The organism is Paraburkholderia sp. UCT2, from assembly GCF_014397665.1.
In the GTDB taxonomy this organism is placed as follows: domain Bacteria; phylum Pseudomonadota; class Gammaproteobacteria; order Burkholderiales; family Burkholderiaceae; genus Paraburkholderia; species Paraburkholderia tuberum.
On sequence record NZ_VZQO01000031.1, the window covers coordinates 12,221 to 27,231 of the forward strand.

At 64.2% G+C, this 15,011-nt stretch carries 14 protein-coding genes; 8 read left to right on the forward strand and 6 right to left on the reverse strand.

Going from position 1 to position 15,011, the window contains the following annotated elements; all coding sequences use genetic code 11:
- Positions 1-24: 24 nt before the first annotated feature.
- Together F6X39_RS23635 and F6X39_RS23640 are read right to left on the reverse strand one after the other, a co-directional pair.
- Positions 25-717, reverse strand: a complete 693-nt coding sequence (locus F6X39_RS23635; RefSeq protein WP_187618331.1) for a potassium channel family protein — start codon at positions 715-717, stop codon at positions 25-27.
- Positions 710-1,951 (reverse strand): TrkH family potassium uptake protein, encoded by a 1,242-nt coding sequence (locus tag F6X39_RS23640; protein ID WP_262414787.1) that lies wholly within the window; start codon positions 1,949-1,951, stop codon positions 710-712. The genes F6X39_RS23635 and F6X39_RS23640 overlap by 8 nt, the downstream gene beginning before the upstream one ends.
- A 260-nt stretch (positions 1,952-2,211) precedes the next feature.
- Between F6X39_RS23640 and F6X39_RS23645 the strand changes: the two genes are divergently transcribed.
- A complete protein-coding gene (locus tag F6X39_RS23645; RefSeq protein ID WP_187618333.1) occupies positions 2,212-2,811 on the forward strand; it encodes a Fur family transcriptional regulator in 600 nt (199 codons plus the stop codon).
- Between the two features lie 143 nt (positions 2,812-2,954).
- Here the strand turns inward: F6X39_RS23645 and F6X39_RS23650 are convergent, their stop codons facing one another.
- Entirely contained in the window at positions 2,955-3,479 is a 525-nt protein-coding gene (locus F6X39_RS23650; protein ID WP_187618334.1) for a response regulator, read from the reverse strand.
- Between the two features lie 515 nt (positions 3,480-3,994).
- Here F6X39_RS23650 and F6X39_RS23655 point away from each other — a divergent pair.
- Entirely contained in the window at positions 3,995-4,726 is a 732-nt protein-coding gene (locus F6X39_RS23655; protein WP_187618335.1) for a ribonuclease activity regulator RraA, read from the forward strand.
- A 48-nt stretch (positions 4,727-4,774) separates the two neighbouring features.
- On the opposite strand, the gene F6X39_RS23660 is transcribed toward F6X39_RS23655, so the two are convergent.
- The gene (locus F6X39_RS23660) at positions 4,775-5,587 is read right to left on the reverse strand and encodes a TetR/AcrR family transcriptional regulator (RefSeq protein ID WP_187618336.1); all 813 of its coding nucleotides are present in this window, start codon (positions 5,585-5,587) and stop codon (positions 4,775-4,777) included.
- Between the two features lie 75 nt (positions 5,588-5,662).
- Here F6X39_RS23660 and F6X39_RS23665 point away from each other — a divergent pair, with 75 nt between their 5' ends.
- The 3 genes from F6X39_RS23665 to F6X39_RS23675 all read left to right on the forward strand — a co-directional run bounded on the left by F6X39_RS23665 (position 5,663) and on the right by F6X39_RS23675 (position 10,127).
- Positions 5,663-7,174 carry an MDR family MFS transporter gene (locus tag F6X39_RS23665; RefSeq protein ID WP_187618337.1) on the forward strand — a complete coding sequence of 504 codons (1,512 nt, stop codon included), beginning with the start codon at positions 5,663-5,665 and terminating at the stop codon, positions 7,172-7,174.
- 432 nt (positions 7,175-7,606) lie between these two features.
- The gene (locus F6X39_RS23670; RefSeq protein WP_187618338.1) at positions 7,607-8,797 is read left to right on the forward strand and encodes a hypothetical protein; all 1,191 of its coding nucleotides are present in this window, start codon (positions 7,607-7,609) and stop codon (positions 8,795-8,797) included.
- Positions 8,798-9,053: 256 nt separating this feature from the next.
- Complete coding sequence (locus F6X39_RS23675) at positions 9,054-10,127, forward strand: TAXI family TRAP transporter solute-binding subunit (RefSeq protein WP_187618339.1); 1,074 nt, start codon at positions 9,054-9,056, stop codon at positions 10,125-10,127.
- A 45-nt stretch (positions 10,128-10,172) separates the two neighbouring features.
- On the opposite strand, the gene F6X39_RS23680 is transcribed toward F6X39_RS23675, so the two are convergent.
- Complete coding sequence (locus F6X39_RS23680) at positions 10,173-11,612, reverse strand: PLP-dependent aminotransferase family protein (RefSeq protein ID WP_187618386.1); 1,440 nt, start codon at positions 11,610-11,612, stop codon at positions 10,173-10,175.
- Between the two features lie 111 nt (positions 11,613-11,723).
- On the opposite strand from F6X39_RS23680, the gene F6X39_RS23685 reads away from it, so the two are divergent.
- From F6X39_RS23685 to F6X39_RS23695, 3 genes are all read left to right on the forward strand, one after another.
- On the forward strand, positions 11,724-12,611 hold the full coding sequence (locus F6X39_RS23685; protein WP_187618340.1) for a DMT family transporter: 888 nt from the start codon (positions 11,724-11,726) through the stop codon (positions 12,609-12,611).
- Positions 12,612-12,729: 118 nt separating this feature from the next.
- On the forward strand, positions 12,730-13,638 hold the full coding sequence (sapR, locus tag F6X39_RS23690) for a sap1 transcriptional regulator SapR (RefSeq protein WP_187618341.1): 909 nt from the start codon (positions 12,730-12,732) through the stop codon (positions 13,636-13,638).
- Positions 13,639-13,714: 76 nt separating this feature from the next.
- Entirely contained in the window at positions 13,715-14,302 is a 588-nt protein-coding gene (locus F6X39_RS23695) for a GNAT family N-acetyltransferase (RefSeq protein ID WP_184069238.1), read from the forward strand.
- Here the strand turns inward: F6X39_RS23695 and F6X39_RS23700 are convergent.
- Positions 14,299-14,853 carry a putative glycolipid-binding domain-containing protein gene (locus F6X39_RS23700; RefSeq protein WP_026225863.1) on the reverse strand — a complete coding sequence of 185 codons (555 nt, stop codon included), beginning with the start codon at positions 14,851-14,853 and terminating at the stop codon, positions 14,299-14,301. The two genes, F6X39_RS23695 and F6X39_RS23700, sit on opposite strands and share 4 nt — an antisense overlap.
- Positions 14,854-15,011: the final 158 nt, after the last annotated feature.

The window sequence follows — 15,011 nt, forward strand, 5'->3', positions numbered from 1 at the left end:
ATGGCGCGGGTCGGCTGAAACAGTTCAGGTATTCGCGCGACCCGCAAACTCTTCAACGCTGCTCGCGGGGCCCGACACGATCAGCAGATCCCCCGGCACAACAACCGTGTCAGGCCCCGCGTGCTGGAACTCTTCGCCAGCGCGCCTGACGGCCATGACCATGACACCGAACGCCTCCAGAACGCCGCAATCTGCGAGCGGACGGTTGTGTGTCGGCGCCGGGGCATGAATCGCGGCGACGGCAAATCCTTCGCCGAATTCAATGTAGTCCACGATTCGGCCTGTGATCAGGTGAGCGATCCGTTCACCCATTTCCGCTTCCGGATAAACCACGTGATGCGCGCCGATGCGCTGGGCAATCTGGGCGTGTTCCGTGGTCACCGCCTTCAGCCAGATGTCCTTGATCTGAAGTTCCGTTAGGGCCATCAGGGTCATCAGGCTCGCCGAAAGGTCGCTTCCAATGCCCACGATCGCATGAGGGAAGTCGGCAACGCCCAATTGACGCAGGGTATTCACGTTGGTCGAATCGGCCTGGACGGCATGCGTCAACCGGTCCGCCCATAACTGCACCTGCTGCTCGTCCCGGTCGATTCCCATCACGTCATGGCCAAGCCGAAGCAGCGACTGGGCCACGGCACAGCCGAACCGCCCCAAACCGATGACGACCACACTGTCGCCTTTCGAAAAAGAGAGCGAAATCTTGAACAGGTCAGCCAACAATTGGATGCTCCTCGGGGTAGCTATATTGCGCACGCCGCTCAACCAGTATTAACGACGTTGCAAAGGTAATGGTTCCAACCCGGCCGACGTACATCAGCGCGATGATCACGAACTGTGCCGGCGCAGGCAGATCACCCGTGATACCCGTGGACAGACCGACCGTACTGAACGCCGAAATAACTTCGAAGATGACCTGATCGGTAGGGAAATCGGTGATGTGCAGAATGATCAGTGTGCCGACCGTGATCATCACGGCGCCCAGCGCCACGACGGTAATCGCCTGCCGCTGCGCCGACGCGCTGACACGGCGCCCAAACGCTTCGATATCGCCAAGCCCGCGGATCTCTGCGATCACCAGCAAGGCCAGAATGGCGATGGTGCCGATCTTGACACCCCCTGCCGTTCCCGCGCTGCCCCCGCCAACGAACATCAGGAAGAAATGCAGGGCCCAGCTTTCATGACGCATTGCGCCGACGTCGAGCGAGTTGAAACCCGCCGTGCGCACGGATACCGAGGCGAAAGCTGCCGAAAGGAGCTTCTCTCCGAACGGCATCGGACCCAGGGTTTTTGGATTGGTCCATTCGAACAGCAGCAACGCAAGAAATCCACCGAGCAGCAGCACCCCCGTGACCACTAAAGTGAGCCTAGTGTGCAATGAAAGCCGACGGGCACCCCGAAGTTTTTCCCGCAGATCGTACAGAACCGGAAACCCGATTCCGCCGACGACAATCGCGACCATCATCGGTACCAGCATCGACGCGTCGGCGGCATAGCGCATCAGACTGTCCGGGTAAATTGAAAAGCCCGCGTTGCTGAACGCGGAGACCGCATGGAACCATCCGCTCCATGCGGCCTCGCCCCATTGGACGTTGTACCCGAGATGAAGCCTGAGCGTCAGCCAGAGTGCCGTGGTCAGTTCGGTGACGAGCGTCACGACGAGCACCAGGCGCGCCACGCTGCCGATGTCCCCGAGACGGAGCGTGTGCGTCTCGACCTGGGTGATCAGCTTCGCTCGCAGCGGCAAGGACCGGTTGACCATGAGTCCCAGCAAGGTGGCTGCGGTCATCATGCCGAAACCGCCAATCTGAAACAGGCCGAGGATGACCCACTGTCCAAAGCTTGACCAGTAGGTGCCCGTATCGACAACGACGAGTCCAGTCACGCAGACCGCGGAGGTAGCGGTAAAAAAAGCGCTCAGCCACGGCGCTGCCTCACCTTTGGCCTGCGACAAGGGCAACCTCAAAAGGAGCGTCCCTGCGGCAATCGCAAAGAGAAAGGCTAAGGCTACTGCCCGCGATGGGTGAAGCAGTTGTCTCATCGAGATCCCGTCAAACACATTCAGCGACTGACTGACAAAGAATAGGCATTTTTTGCCAGTAAAGACCCTATTTTTCGTTTGTTGTCAGATGTAAGCCAAATCCGGGGACTCCCGATTCTCTCGACGCTTCGACCGGCGCGGCACTTGCATCCCCCTGCCTCTATAATCGACGCATGAAAACCGCCAAGCCCGCCGCGACCGGCCGTCCGGTCGCTCCCACACCTGCCGCCCCCGCCGCCGATGCACACGATCATCGAGCGCATCACGACGTGCACGAGTCGTCGCACGCACATGGCCCGTCGCAGGAAGCGGCTCTCGCACTCGCCGAGGAATATTGCCGCGAACGCGGCGAAAAACTCACGCCGATCCGGCGCAAGGTGCTCGAACTGCTGCTGAACTCGGGACGCGCGACCAAGGCCTATTCGCTGCTCGACGAAATGCGCCAGATCCACGCCGGCTCGGCGCCGCCGACCGTCTATCGCGCGTTGGATTTTTTACTGTCGGCGGGGCTCGTGCATCGGATCGAATCGATCAATGCGTTCACTGTCTGCCATGATCTGACGCAATGCCAGCACGGCATTCTCGTCGTATGCCAGCAATGTGGCAGCGTCACCGAATTGCATCAACCGAAGCTGCGTCAGACCCTCGTCGCGCAGATCGAGGACGCGGGCTATCGGCTCGCGAGCGACGAAATCGAATTGAAGGGATTGTGTGCCGCCTGTCAGGCGGCCAAAGCGGCCAGCGCGGCCGCGCCGGTGGCCGCGGCGAAATAGCGGCGCGCCACATTGGGTGCGCAACGCTGTGTGACGCGCTGCAAAGCGTCGATGGCCGTGCGCTGCGAAACGACATCTCCCCGCCGCGCGCCGGCCTGCTCTGTCTAAAACCCGCTCCCACGAGAGCCGCGGCGAAGCGTCGATCAACCCGCCGCGCGGGCGTCGATCGCGTCGTGCAGCAGCGTCACGAGCGCTTCGGGTAACGCAGGTTTGGTCATGAAATGCTGGAAGCCTTCGCCGATGCTGCGCAGGCGGTATGCGTCGTCGGTATGGCCGGTGAGGGCCACCGCCACCGAGGGGGAATGACCGCCGCAAATCTCGTGGTCGCGCAGCCGCTGGATCAGATAGAAGCCATCCATGGCCGGCAAGTCGAGGTCGCAGACGACCGCGTCGGGAAGCAACCGCATCGCCGCCACGACGCCCTCTTCCGCATCGGCGACCGCGCAAACCTTCGCGCCTTCCGCCTCGAGTAACAAGGTCAACGATTCCCGGCTGTCCGGGTCGTCCTCCACCAGCACGATCGTGGCCTGATCGAGCCTCATTGCTGCGTTCATCGTAGGTTGTTGCTCTGAAAAACCGGTTAGGCCGTCCGAGGGGGCGGAGGTTTCACTTTGTATTTCACTTTGCTGATTGCCGCCGATTCGCGCGGCCAGGGTGTTGCTGTCCATGATTCCGACCCGATTTCGCACGCCAAGTTGCAGACAGGTCCGCGCTTGTAAAACATTGCGCAACATCTTCCCGAGTACAACGCTTGCGCACGGTAACGCGCCAAAATTGCACGTCGATGAAAAAACGGCGCTCGACGCGCACCGCGATTTAGCTGCTCAGTGTCCGCAGTTTTTCCGCGGCTCGCCGATCGCCGGCACCCGATGTTCCGGCGCGGTTCGTACGAACCCCGTTCCTACGGCCTTCCCCGCCCGGTATCGATTCTGTCCTTCGTATTGTTTGCACAACGCCGCGCTGCCGTTCGTTTTGCGTCGCTCGCATCCGACGACACTGCAAGCACGTCGCGTGCCTCGTTGCAGCGGTTCGCGTCTCGTAAAGAAGGGCTCGGTCGCGGTTGCCGATGTCGCGCGATGAATGGCGCTGGCCTGCTAACCGGTGGTGTCGCGGCGCTATCATCGTGGGCGCGCACGCGCGCCTACCGATGCCCCCTCATCTCAACCCGAGGTCAACCGACACCATGTCCGCCACATCGCCCGCGCTTTCCGCCGCGACGCTCGACATCCTTCGTCACGTCAGCACCGCCACGCTGACCACGCAGCTATTCAAGCGCGGTCTGCGCAACACCTTCATGCAGGGCGTCGCGCCGCTCGGTCCGCGGCGCGGCGCGAATCTGGTCGGGCCGGCGTTCACGCTGCGCAACATCCCATCGCGCGAAGACATCGACATACTGGAGCTATTCGCGGACCCTGAGTACGCGCAACGCAAATGCGTCGAGACCATTGCGCCGGGCCACGTGCTCGTGCAGGATTGCCGCGGCGAGCGCGGCAGCGCGTCGTTCGGTTCGATTCTGTCGCTTCGTTTGCAGGTGCGCGGTGTTGCCGGCATGGTGTCCGACGGCCCGGTGCGCGACAGCGCGACGATCGCCGCGCTCGACATGCCGGTGTTTTGCGCCGGCGCGAGCGCGCCGCCCAATCTGATCCGCCATCACGCGGTCGATATCGACGTGCCGATCGGCTGTGGTGGAGTCGCGGTGTTTCCGGGCGACGTGATCGTCGGCGATGTGGATGGAGTCGTGGTAATTCCGCTGAAGATAGCCGACGACGTCGCGCAAGCCGCCGCCGGACAGGAACAGCTCGAGGCGTTTCTCACCGAAAGGATTCGTGCCGGCGCCGCGCTGCCCGGCACCTATCCGCCGAACGACGAGACGAAGGCGGCGTTCGACGAGTGGAAGAACAATCGCAAAATCTAGGGCCCTTTCAAACGACGCGGCGCCCGGGGCGCCACACCGGGCGCCAGTTCAATCGCCCTTGCCGGGCCCAATGCCCTGCAACAGCAACGCCACCGCGTGCCGCGCAATCTCCGCGCCGCCGATACTGCGGCGCAACGGATCGTTGCGCCACAGCTTCGAGGTGGCAAGCGGCAGAATCGTCATGCCGAGCAGCGTGACGAACACGAGCGCGGGTTCGAGCGATGCATTCAGGCGCCCCTCCTTCTGCCAGCGCGCGATCGCCAGCAGCGACGCCTTCTGATGCGCGAAACCAAAGCGCTCATGCATGCGCTGGCGCAGCAGCCCGCCGTCGCTGATCACTTCGCGCACCCACAGCGACGCGAACCACGGGTTGTCGCTCGCGATCTGCACGAGCCGCTCCGTGAGTTGCGTGATTGCCGCGACCGGATCGTCGGGATTCTCCTGAAACGGCAGCCCGAGGCTCGCGCGCAACGGTACGAAACACTCGTCGATCAGCACGTCGAGCAGTTGATCGCGCGTCTTGAAGTAGTAGTGCACCATCGCGGGCGTGACGCCGGCCTCGCGGGCGATCTCACCCAGCGATGTCTCGACGATGCCCTGCCTCGCGAACAGCGTCAGCGCGGCGTCGAGCAAGCGCGCACGCTGCGCGGGACCGCGCGCGGCGCCCGACGGCCGGCCGGGGCGGCGGGCGGCGGACCCAGCCGGCGCGCTGCTTCCGATATTCGCGGCATGAATATCCGTTGGCGCTGCCTTGAGTTTGGGCTTCGATGCGTCGCGCTCTTTCGCGGCAATTCGCGCGGGCGGCCCCGTATCTGCCACGGCATTGTGCGCCGCGGCGTCGTCAGGCGAGATCCTTGTCATTGCATTGAATTTGACGTGAGAGGCGATGTCACATATATTAATCTCTCAGTTAATTAATTTCAACGCATTGCCGCCATGGAACAACCCGCTACGACCGTGTCAGTCAACCCCGCGCCCGCGGCCGACCATCCGCCGATCCGGCTGCTGTTTCCGGCGCTGCTGCTGGTCATGCTGCTCGCCGCCCTGGACCAGACGATTGTCTCGACCGCGCTCCCGACCATCGTCGGCGAACTGGGCGGGCTCAATAACCTGTCGTGGGTCGTGACCGCCTACCTGCTCAGTTCGACCATCGTCGTGCCGCTGTACGGCAAGTTCGGCGATCTGTTCGGCCGCAAGATCGTGCTGCAGACGGCGATCGTCATCTTTCTCGTCGGCTCGGCGCTGTGTGGCATCGCGCAGAACATGAGTCAGCTGATCGTGCTGCGCGCGCTGCAAGGGCTCGGCGGCGGCGGCCTGCTCGTCGTGACGATGGCGGCGATCGCGGACGTGATTCCGCCCGCTGAGCGTGGCCGCTACCAGGGCGTGTTCGGCGGCATCTTCGGTCTTGCCACCGTCATCGGTCCGCTGCTCGGCGGCTTTCTGGTCGAGCATCTGACGTGGCGCTGGATCTTCTACATCAACCTGCCGCTCGGCATCCTGTCGCTCATCGTGATCGGCGCGGTGTTCAAGCCGCACGCGCGCCACGTGAAGCACACGATCGATTACATGGGTGCCGCCTTTCTCGCCGGCGCGCTGACCTGCATCATCCTGTTCACGAGTCAGGGCGGCACGATCCTGCCGTGGTCGTCGCCGCAACTGTGGTTCACGCTCGGCATGGGCCTCGCAGCGATCTGGGGATTCATTCACGAAGAACGCAGCGCGGTCGAACCGATCATGCCGCTCGGACTGTTCAAACAGCGCACGTTTCTGATCAGCAGCCTCGTGAGCTTCATCATCGGCGTATCGCTGTTCGGCTCCGTGACGTTCATTCCGCTCTATCTGCAGGTCGTGAAGGGCTCCACGCCGACGCAAGCCGGCATGCAGATGCTGCCGATGATGGGCGGCCTGTTCATCCTGTCGATGGTGACGGGCCGCGTGATCAGCAAGATCGGCAAGTACCGGCTGTTCCCGATCATGGGCACGTTCCTCGTCTCCGTGGCGATGCTGCTGCTCGCGCGCCTGCAGGTCGATACGCCGATTCATGTGATGTATCTGTACATGGGTCTGCTCGGCTGCGGCCTCGGCATGGTGATGCAGGTGCTGGTCCTCGCGGTCCAGAACACCGTAGAGTTCAAGCATATGGGTGTGGCGACGTCGGGCGTCACGCTGTTTCGCTCGATCGGCGGCTCGATCGGCGTGGCCGGTTTCGGCGCGGTGTTCTCGAACGGCCTCGCCGGACGCCTCGAAAAGCTGATCCCGCCCGACACCGAACTTCCGCAGGCATTGGGTCCCGCAGCGATTCATCAGCTGCCCGAAGCATTGCGCAACGACTATCTGCATGCGTTCGCGGGTGCGTTGCACACCGTGTATCTGTCGGCCGCATGCGTCGTGGTGCTCGCCTTCGTGCTCGCATGGCTGCTGAAGGATCATCCGTTGCGCAAGCACTGAGCGTACTTCGACGCCTGATCGGGAAGCTGATGCAAACGCGTACCGGCAGGCGCCAGATAGCAGGTCGATCACGAGGCCGCACGCACGACGCGTCGGCCTCGTTGTTTTTTTGTCGCGCTCGCTTCATGCAGCGCGATGCTTCCGGTTACCTTCCATTTGTCGTGAAACAACAGACACATACACTCGTTTTCGAATATATGGCCAGGGTTTCTTCATACCTCCCAATGAGCGGTAGCGCACACAATCCAGGGGCCAACCGCGTTGACGTCCCCCGTGAAACGCCACATATTGGAACCCGTGGAAACGCAGCCGCTGCCTACGTCTCCACGACTTCCGGCGCATGTGGATCGTGATTCCGCGGACAAGGCTCCTGCCTCAACACGATCCGAAGCATGCCTTTACGGCATCGTTTTCCAAAGGTGGGTCCACGGCATGTCCACCCAGACAGCAACCGGCCAAAGTTTCCCCACGCCCTGCAAACGCTGCGGTGGCGCACTGTACCGACAAGTCGACGCCTGCCCCTACTGTGGCGCTGCGCATCCGTTCGACCAGGACGATCCGCACATCCGCACCGGTATTCCAGGCAGCCGTGCGAGCGCCACGCACAAGCCCCTGCCCCGTTTCGACAATGAGCTCGGCACACGGGACGAGCCCGCCATCGCCGCTGCCGCGATGGCGTCCGAACCCCTGTTGCAGACCGAGCCGGTCATGCACACGGCGCTCGTATCGACCGACACCACTATCCCACCTTACGAAGATCCGATGTATGCGCCGCCCAACACTGCGCAAACGATCTGGCGCGTGCTGTACGTGATCGGCGCGGTTGTCGCAATCGGCCTGGCGTATGTCGCTTATACGCTATTCAGCGACGGCGGCGAATCGGAAGATACAGGCGTGGAGCAGATTACGCCGGATGCCAGAACAACGACCGGCATGATCGCGCCGCTTGGGTCCGCCCCGGTGATTGCTCAAGCACAGACCATGCACGCGCCGGCCGCGGCCAAGCCCGCGCCACCGCCCGTGACCGCACTGGCGGCGAAGCCCGCGCCCGTCGTGCCCGCGGCTCCTGTCATTCCAGCGACACCAGCCGCGCCGCCTGCCGCGCCGCCGATGGCCGCGACGCCCATGCGGCCCGCGCCGCAAATCCACGACGCCGGACAAGCATTGCAGGTCGCGAGGACAGCGTTCCGCGCGAACGATCTGTCCGCCGCCCAAGCCGCTCTCGCCGCCGCGCAAACGTTACAACCCGGAAACAGCGACGCGCAGGGTCTGGCCGATCAGATGCGGCCGCTCGTCCAGCGTCGCGATACTGCGCTACAGGCCGCGCAGGCCTGCGTCGCGCAGCAGTCGTGGCCGTGCGCGCGTCAGCACGCGAACGAGGCGCTCGCGATCGACAGCGGCAACGACGCGGCGAAAGTGATCCTCGAGCGCGTCATTCGCGAGACCGGCTGGGCGCCGCTGACTCCGCCGCATGCGGCGACGACTGACGCCGTGCCGGGCGCGCCGCTCGCGCAAGCGCAAGCGCAGGCACCGCTGCCCGGCGGCATGCAAGCGCACAGCGAACTGGTCGTGACTGCAACGAACGTCGGCGTCGTGAGAACCGCGACGCCGCGGAGCAACTAGCGCTCACGCGCGACGCGACGGTCCGAACCGGGTCCCGGAGACGCAAACTGCTGCGCCGTCGCGCAAAAACATTGCTTCGCATACCAGATCAAATGGCCGCCGTCTGTGCCGATTCGCACATTATCGTGCGTCCTCTGAGCGGAAACAGACGGAGCGACCCTGGCAGCAGTTTGAACATGACAGGGCAACCGGATCACTGGTGCTTCCACGCGCCACGCGTGAAGCGGGATCAACCTGACCGATAGGTAGAAAGATCATGCTGAAGAGACTCCTCGCGGGCTGGCTGGGCCTGGTGGTAATGGTCGTATGTTCGCTGGCCGGCGCGGAACCGGCGCACTACAAGATCGTCACCGGGCCGGAGCGCGGCACATATATCCAGATCGGCAATGACCTGTCGAAATGGGTGGCCCAGCCGGTTGGCATCGACCTCGAAGTGGTGGCGTCGAAAGGCTCGGCCGAAAACGTGCAGCGCATGCGTTTCGAGCCCGGCGTGAAGCTCGCGCTCGTGCAGTCCGACGTGTACCAGGCGTTCATCGACATGGCCAACTCGGGCAACCCCGATGCGGGCACGACGATCCGGCCGCTGCGACTGATCATGCCGCTCTACGACGAGGAAATTAACGTCGTCGTGCGGGCGGATTCGCCGCTGAAAACGCTCGCCGACATCAAGGACAAGACCATCAGCGTCGGCCTGCTGGGCAGCGGCACCGCGCAGTCGGCGACGACGCTCTACCGCCTGATGTTCGGCCAGCCGATTCCGGAGCAGAACGTCGTGCATCTGAGCAACGAGGACGCGCTCGCCGCGCTGATCGTGAAGAAGATCGACGTCGCGATCATCGTGGTCGGGCAGCCGGCAAAGCTGTTCAACGACATGAAACCCGACCTGCTGTCACAGTTGCGTCTGTTGCCCGTCGATCCCAACGCGCCGGAGACGAACCGCGCGAAGCAGACCTACTTTCCGACTACGATCCACCAAAGCAGCTACCCAGGCTGGTTGAAGGAAGACGTGCCGGGTCTGACCGTCAAAGCGTTTCTGGTCACCTACGATTACGGCTTGCGCGACACAGTCAGCAATCTGAATCATTTCGCCGACTCGTTGTGCGCGAACTTCGACAATCTGCAGGAGCATGGCCATCCGAAATGGAAACAGGTGAAGCTCGAATTGCCGACGCTCGTTCGTGGGTGGAAGTACTACGGTCCGGTCGAGAAGCATCTGCGCGCGTGTCTCGCGAACCGCAGCGCGGCGATGAGCGCGGCGGCCGCGCAACCCGCGCCGAAACCGCACACGCCTTGCTCGGAAGAAGAACGGATGCTTCTGCTGTGCAAATAACGCTGTAGCGGGGGACCGCGAACGCCTGCTTCGCCTGAGTTCGTCTCAGACCCGCTCGCGCCCCGCGCCGGCCGACACCGTGCACGCTTGCATCGCCCGTTGCAATGCCTCGTACACCTTCGGGCGATTGCATTGCGACACGTTGAAACGCAGAAAGCCCGCCGCCGCTTGCGACGCGCTGAACACGTTGCCCGGCGCGAACACGACGCCCGCCGTCAGCGCATGACGTGCGATGTCGGCGGCATCGAGCGCCCCGGGCAAGCGCGCCCATACGAACAGGCCCGCGCGCGGCCGTGTCCAGATATCGAGGCCCGCATAGCCGAGACGCCTGATGGTCTCTCCCATCGCATCGGCCAGCTTCGCGCGCATCGCCTCGAGATGACGCCGATAGGTACCGTCGACGAGCATCCGATGCACGACGCTCGCCGCGAGCTGACCGTTGCCGAACGATGTCGCGAGCTTCAGATCGATCAACGGCTCGACCCATTCGGCGCGTGCCGCAATATAGCCGCAGCGCACCGCCGCCGACAGCGTCTTCGAAAAGCTGCCGATCGACACGACGCGCGCGAGGCCGTCGAATGCGGCAAGGCGCGGCGCGGCTTCGTCTTCGAAGTCCGCGAAGATGTCGTCCTCGACGATCAGCAGGTCGTGCTCGCCGGCGAGCTTCAGCAGCCGGTGCGCGACGGCCGGCAAGAGCGTCGCGCCGGTCGGATTGTGGATCGCCGAGTTCGTCACGTAGAGCCGCGGACGCTGCTCGACCAGAACGCGCTCGAAGGCCGCGAGATCCGGTCCCTGCGGCGTGTACGGCACGCTCGCGATCCGCACGCGATGCGCGCGCAACAACGCCTGAAAATTGAAATAGCAAGGATCGTCGATCAGCACCGTGTCGCCGGGTTCGAGCAGGAAGCGGCACACGAGATCGAGCGCATGGGTGCCGCCGTCGGTCAGCAGGATCTGCTCGGGCGGCGCATCGACCCCGTGCGCGGAAAGCCGCCACGCAAGCTGCTGACGCAGCGCGGGCAAGCCCGCCGGGCTCGCGTAATCCGCGAGCAGCGATTGCGGATCACGGGCGACCGCGCGCAGCGCGCGCCGCACGCCATCTTCCGGCAACCACGAAGCCGGCATCCAGCCGCAGCCGGGCTTCAGCGCTTTCGAGCCGATCTCCAGCGACTGCCGCGTGAGCCACAGCGGATCGACCTCGCGATCGAGCCGCGGCCCGAGATCGGCGAGCGCGAGCGGCGGCGCATGGCCCGACACGAAGAAGCCCGAGCCGCGCCGCGCGATGATCACCCCTTCCGCAACGAGACGGTCGTAGCCTTCCACCACGGTCGACTTGGACACGCCGAGCGTGTCGGTCATCGCGCGGATCGACGGCACGCGGGCGCCCGGCATCAGCGAGCGGCTCGCGATACGCTCCCGCAGATTGTTCATCACGAGGCCGACACGCGTGCCCGACGCCGTCTCGTTGTTCTCGCTTTCCGCCATCTGTACTGCTCCCATGTTCAGTACAGTTTGTACAAACTGTACTGATCTGTAGCTTAACGTTTACGGCCGCGGCGCGCATCATGAGACTCTTTCAGCGCAGGGATGTTTGCCATGGACAAAACCACCAACGGCTGGCTCAGCGGTTTCGCGGGCGTGCTGATTTTCAGCGGCTCGCTGCCGGCCACGCGGCTTGCCGTGCAGGGCCTCGATCCGGTGTTTCTGACCGTGGCGCGCGCGACGATCGCGGGCATCCTTGGTCTGCTGCTGTTGCTGGTGTTCCGCGAGACCCGCCCGGAGCGGCGCGATCTGCTGCCGCTCGTCGTGGTCGCGCTCGGCGTCGTGGTCGGCTTTCCTTTGCTGACCGCGCTCGCGCTGCGTCATGTGAGCGCCGCGCATGCGGTCGTGTTCATCGGCCTGCTGCCGCTCGCCACCGCGATCTTCGGCGTGTTGCGCGGCGGCGAGCGGCCGCAGCCGGCGTTCTGGCTGTTCTCGGCGCTCGGCAGCGCGGTGGTGGCCGCGTTCGCGCTGCGTCACGGCATCGACGCCTCGCCGCTCGGCGACGCGCTGATGCTCGCGGCGATCGTCGTGTGCGGGCTGGGCTACGCGGAAGGCGCGCGGTTGTCGCGTCATCTCGGCGGCTGGCAGGTGATTTCGTGGGCGCTCGTGCTGTCGCTGCCGTTGATGCTGCCGCTCGCATGGTGGACGCGGCCCGTGTCGTTCGACGGTGTCGGCGCCGCCGCGCTGTGGGGACTCGCGTACGTGTCGCTGTTCAGCATGCTGATCGGCTTCGTGTTCTGGTATCGCGGGCTCGCGCTCGGCGGCATCGCGGCGGTCGGCCAACTGCAGCTGCTGCAGCCGTTTTTCGGGCTGCTGCTCGCCGGCGTGCTGCTGCACGAGCAGGTACCGCCATCGATGATCATCGTCACCGTGATCGTGGTCGCCTGCGTGGCTGGCGCACGGCATTTTTCGCGCGCCGCGCCGGTGCGGCGGCCGGTCTGACGCGGCTCGACCGTCGCACGGCGAATAGACTTTTTCAGGATCGAATTGCGCGAGCCGTGGATCGATATGTCATCATTTCGCAGGTTGGCACAACCAGCGCCCCGCGCCGCGACTGACGATGACGACCGCTTTTACCCAAACCGTCGAAGCCCGTTTTGCCGAACTCACGCCGACGTCGAAACGCGTCGCCAGCTACATGCTCGCGAATCTCGACCGGCTCGGCCTCGAGACCGCCGATCAGATCGCGCAGCAAGCTGGCACCAGCGGTATTTCGGTCGGCCGCTTTCTGCGTAGCGTCGGCTATCGCAATCTCGACGATCTGAAACGCGAGCTGCGCGGCACGCAGCAGCGGCCCTGGCTGATCACGGACCGGCTCGACGCGTTCCGCCGTGGCCCGAGCGACTGCGCGCAAACCGGTGAGCTTCATGAACCGAGCGTCGCTGACGGCTCCTCGCCGCGCGACGCCGCGCTCGCCCAATCGCTCGAACTCGAGATCGGCGCGATCCGGCACGTGTATGAACTCGCGCGCTCGCCGGCCTTCGCGCGCGTCGCCGAGCGCATTGCGAACGCCGATGCGGTCTACATCCTCGGCATCCAATCGACGCGCGGCATCAGCAACGCGTTCTACAGCTATCTCGAATACATCCGCCCGCGCGTGTTCTATTCGGACGGCATGTCGGGTTCCTACGTCGATTCGCTGAACTCGGAATTCAGCACGCCCTATCTGATCGTCACCGACACGCGCGCCTATTCGACGATCGCGCGACGCTATTGCCAGGCGGCCTCGCGCCGCGGCCTGCCGTTCGCGCTCGTCACCGATATCTACTGTCCGTGGGCGCGCGATTTCGACGGCGATCTGCTGCAGGTGACGACCGACGTCGGTCAGTTCTGGGATTCGCTCGCGCCGCTGACGTGCCTGTTCAATCTGCTGATCTCGGCGGTCGTCGAACGGCGTGGACCGGCTATCGACGAACGCGTGGCGCGTAATCGCGAGCTGCAGAGCGAGTTCGATCAATTCGATCTTTGACCCGCTTCAAATCCGCCCCGGCGACAGGCATAGTGAAGAGTTCCGCCAAACTGCGCCCGCTACGACAGGACCCCGCATGAGTTCACCCCGCCCTCCGCTCGACGCCCCGCTGATCCGCGACGCCAGCGAAGCCGACCTCCCCGCGATCCAGGCGATCTACGCGCATCACGTGCTGACCGGTGTCGCGTCGTTCGAAGAAACCCCGCCGTCCGTCGACGATCTGCGCGCGCGGCTCGCAAGCGTGCGCAGCCACGGACTGCCATATATGGTCGCGGAGATCGACGGCGACGTAGCCGGCTATTGCTATGCGACGCCGTATCGCCCGCGCGCCGCCTATCGCAACACGATCGAAGACTCGATCTACGTCAACGACGCGTATCGCGGACGCGGCATCGGACGCGTGCTGCTGCAGGCGCTGATCGAACGTTGCGAGACCGGACCGTGGCGTCAGATGATCGCAGTGATCGCCGATGGCGGCAGCGGCGGCTCACTGTCGTTGCACGCGCAACTCGGCTTCGAGCTGACCGGCACGTTGAAGGCTGTCGGCTACAAGCACGGCCGCTGGCTCGACACGACGCTGATGCAACGCCCGCTCGGCCGCGGCGCATCGACTGGGCCCGACGACGACTCAAACGCAGCGGGCGACGCCGAACGCACAACCTAACGCGCGCGCGGCAAACGCGTGAACAAGGTCGGATAGTCGATCACGAGACCATCGCTATCCACGCGCAAATTGGCGGTGAACTCGCGAAAAATGCCTTCGTAGCGGTACTCGCCATTCAACTCGATGCACGTGTAGGCCTGCTCGGCGCGCGTAACCTGCAAGTCCGGCGTCGAGATATACGCGACTTCGATCGGCTGACGTTCGCCTTGCGCCAGTTGCAGCCGACGGATCGGCAACGTATTGGTGTACGGCGTCGCCGCGATATCGATGTCGATACAGCCTTCGATCGCGCTGAGCGCGAGGCCGTGCCCGTCGTGCCAGTGGCCGTCGCCATCGCCATGCAGCTCCAGCTCGCCGCCGCCGACGATCTTCAGCCGCGCGTAGCGCGTGCGCCAGCGCGCGTCGCAGCGCACCGCGTAATGCAGCCCGTACGCCTTGCCGTAGCGCTGCCCGACCACGACGCTTTCAACGGCGAAGCCATCGTCGCGCGCATCGAATACCAGATGTTCGATGCCGTCGCCCTCTTCCGAAGCCCATCGTAATTCACGCATCGGCGTCTCCTCGCGAAACGGCGCAGGAAAGCGCGCCGGGCTCTCATCGTAACGCGAAAGCCCGCGCGCGAGGCAATCCCAACCCAGATCTGGCACCGCTGGCGAGACCAGCGCCTGCGATGCATCAAAACGAAGCATCCAAAAAAAAACTGCGCACG

Coding starts and splice junctions, on each gene's coding strand:
- F6X39_RS23645 (WP_187618333.1), top strand. CDS start 2,212: ATGAAAACCGCCAAGCCCGCCGCGACCGGCCGTCCGGTCGCTCCCACA.
- F6X39_RS23650 (WP_187618334.1), bottom strand. CDS start 3,479: ATGGACAGCAACACCCTGGCCGCGCGAATCGGCGGCAATCAGCAAAGT.
- F6X39_RS23655 (WP_187618335.1), top strand. CDS start 3,995: ATGTCCGCCACATCGCCCGCGCTTTCCGCCGCGACGCTCGACATCCTT.
- F6X39_RS23660 (WP_187618336.1), bottom strand. CDS start 5,587: ATGACAAGGATCTCGCCTGACGACGCCGCGGCGCACAATGCCGTGGCA.
- F6X39_RS23665 (WP_187618337.1), top strand. CDS start 5,663: ATGGAACAACCCGCTACGACCGTGTCAGTCAACCCCGCGCCCGCGGCC.
- F6X39_RS23670 (WP_187618338.1), top strand. CDS start 7,607: ATGTCCACCCAGACAGCAACCGGCCAAAGTTTCCCCACGCCCTGCAAA.
- F6X39_RS23675 (WP_187618339.1), top strand. CDS start 9,054: ATGCTGAAGAGACTCCTCGCGGGCTGGCTGGGCCTGGTGGTAATGGTC.
- F6X39_RS23680 (WP_187618386.1), bottom strand. CDS start 11,612: ATGGCGGAAAGCGAGAACAACGAGACGGCGTCGGGCACGCGTGTCGGC.
- F6X39_RS23685 (WP_187618340.1), top strand. CDS start 11,724: ATGGACAAAACCACCAACGGCTGGCTCAGCGGTTTCGCGGGCGTGCTG.
- sapR (WP_187618341.1), top strand. CDS start 12,730: ATGACGACCGCTTTTACCCAAACCGTCGAAGCCCGTTTTGCCGAACTC.
- F6X39_RS23695 (WP_184069238.1), top strand. CDS start 13,715: ATGAGTTCACCCCGCCCTCCGCTCGACGCCCCGCTGATCCGCGACGCC.
- F6X39_RS23700 (WP_026225863.1), bottom strand. CDS start 14,853: ATGCGTGAATTACGATGGGCTTCGGAAGAGGGCGACGGCATCGAACAT.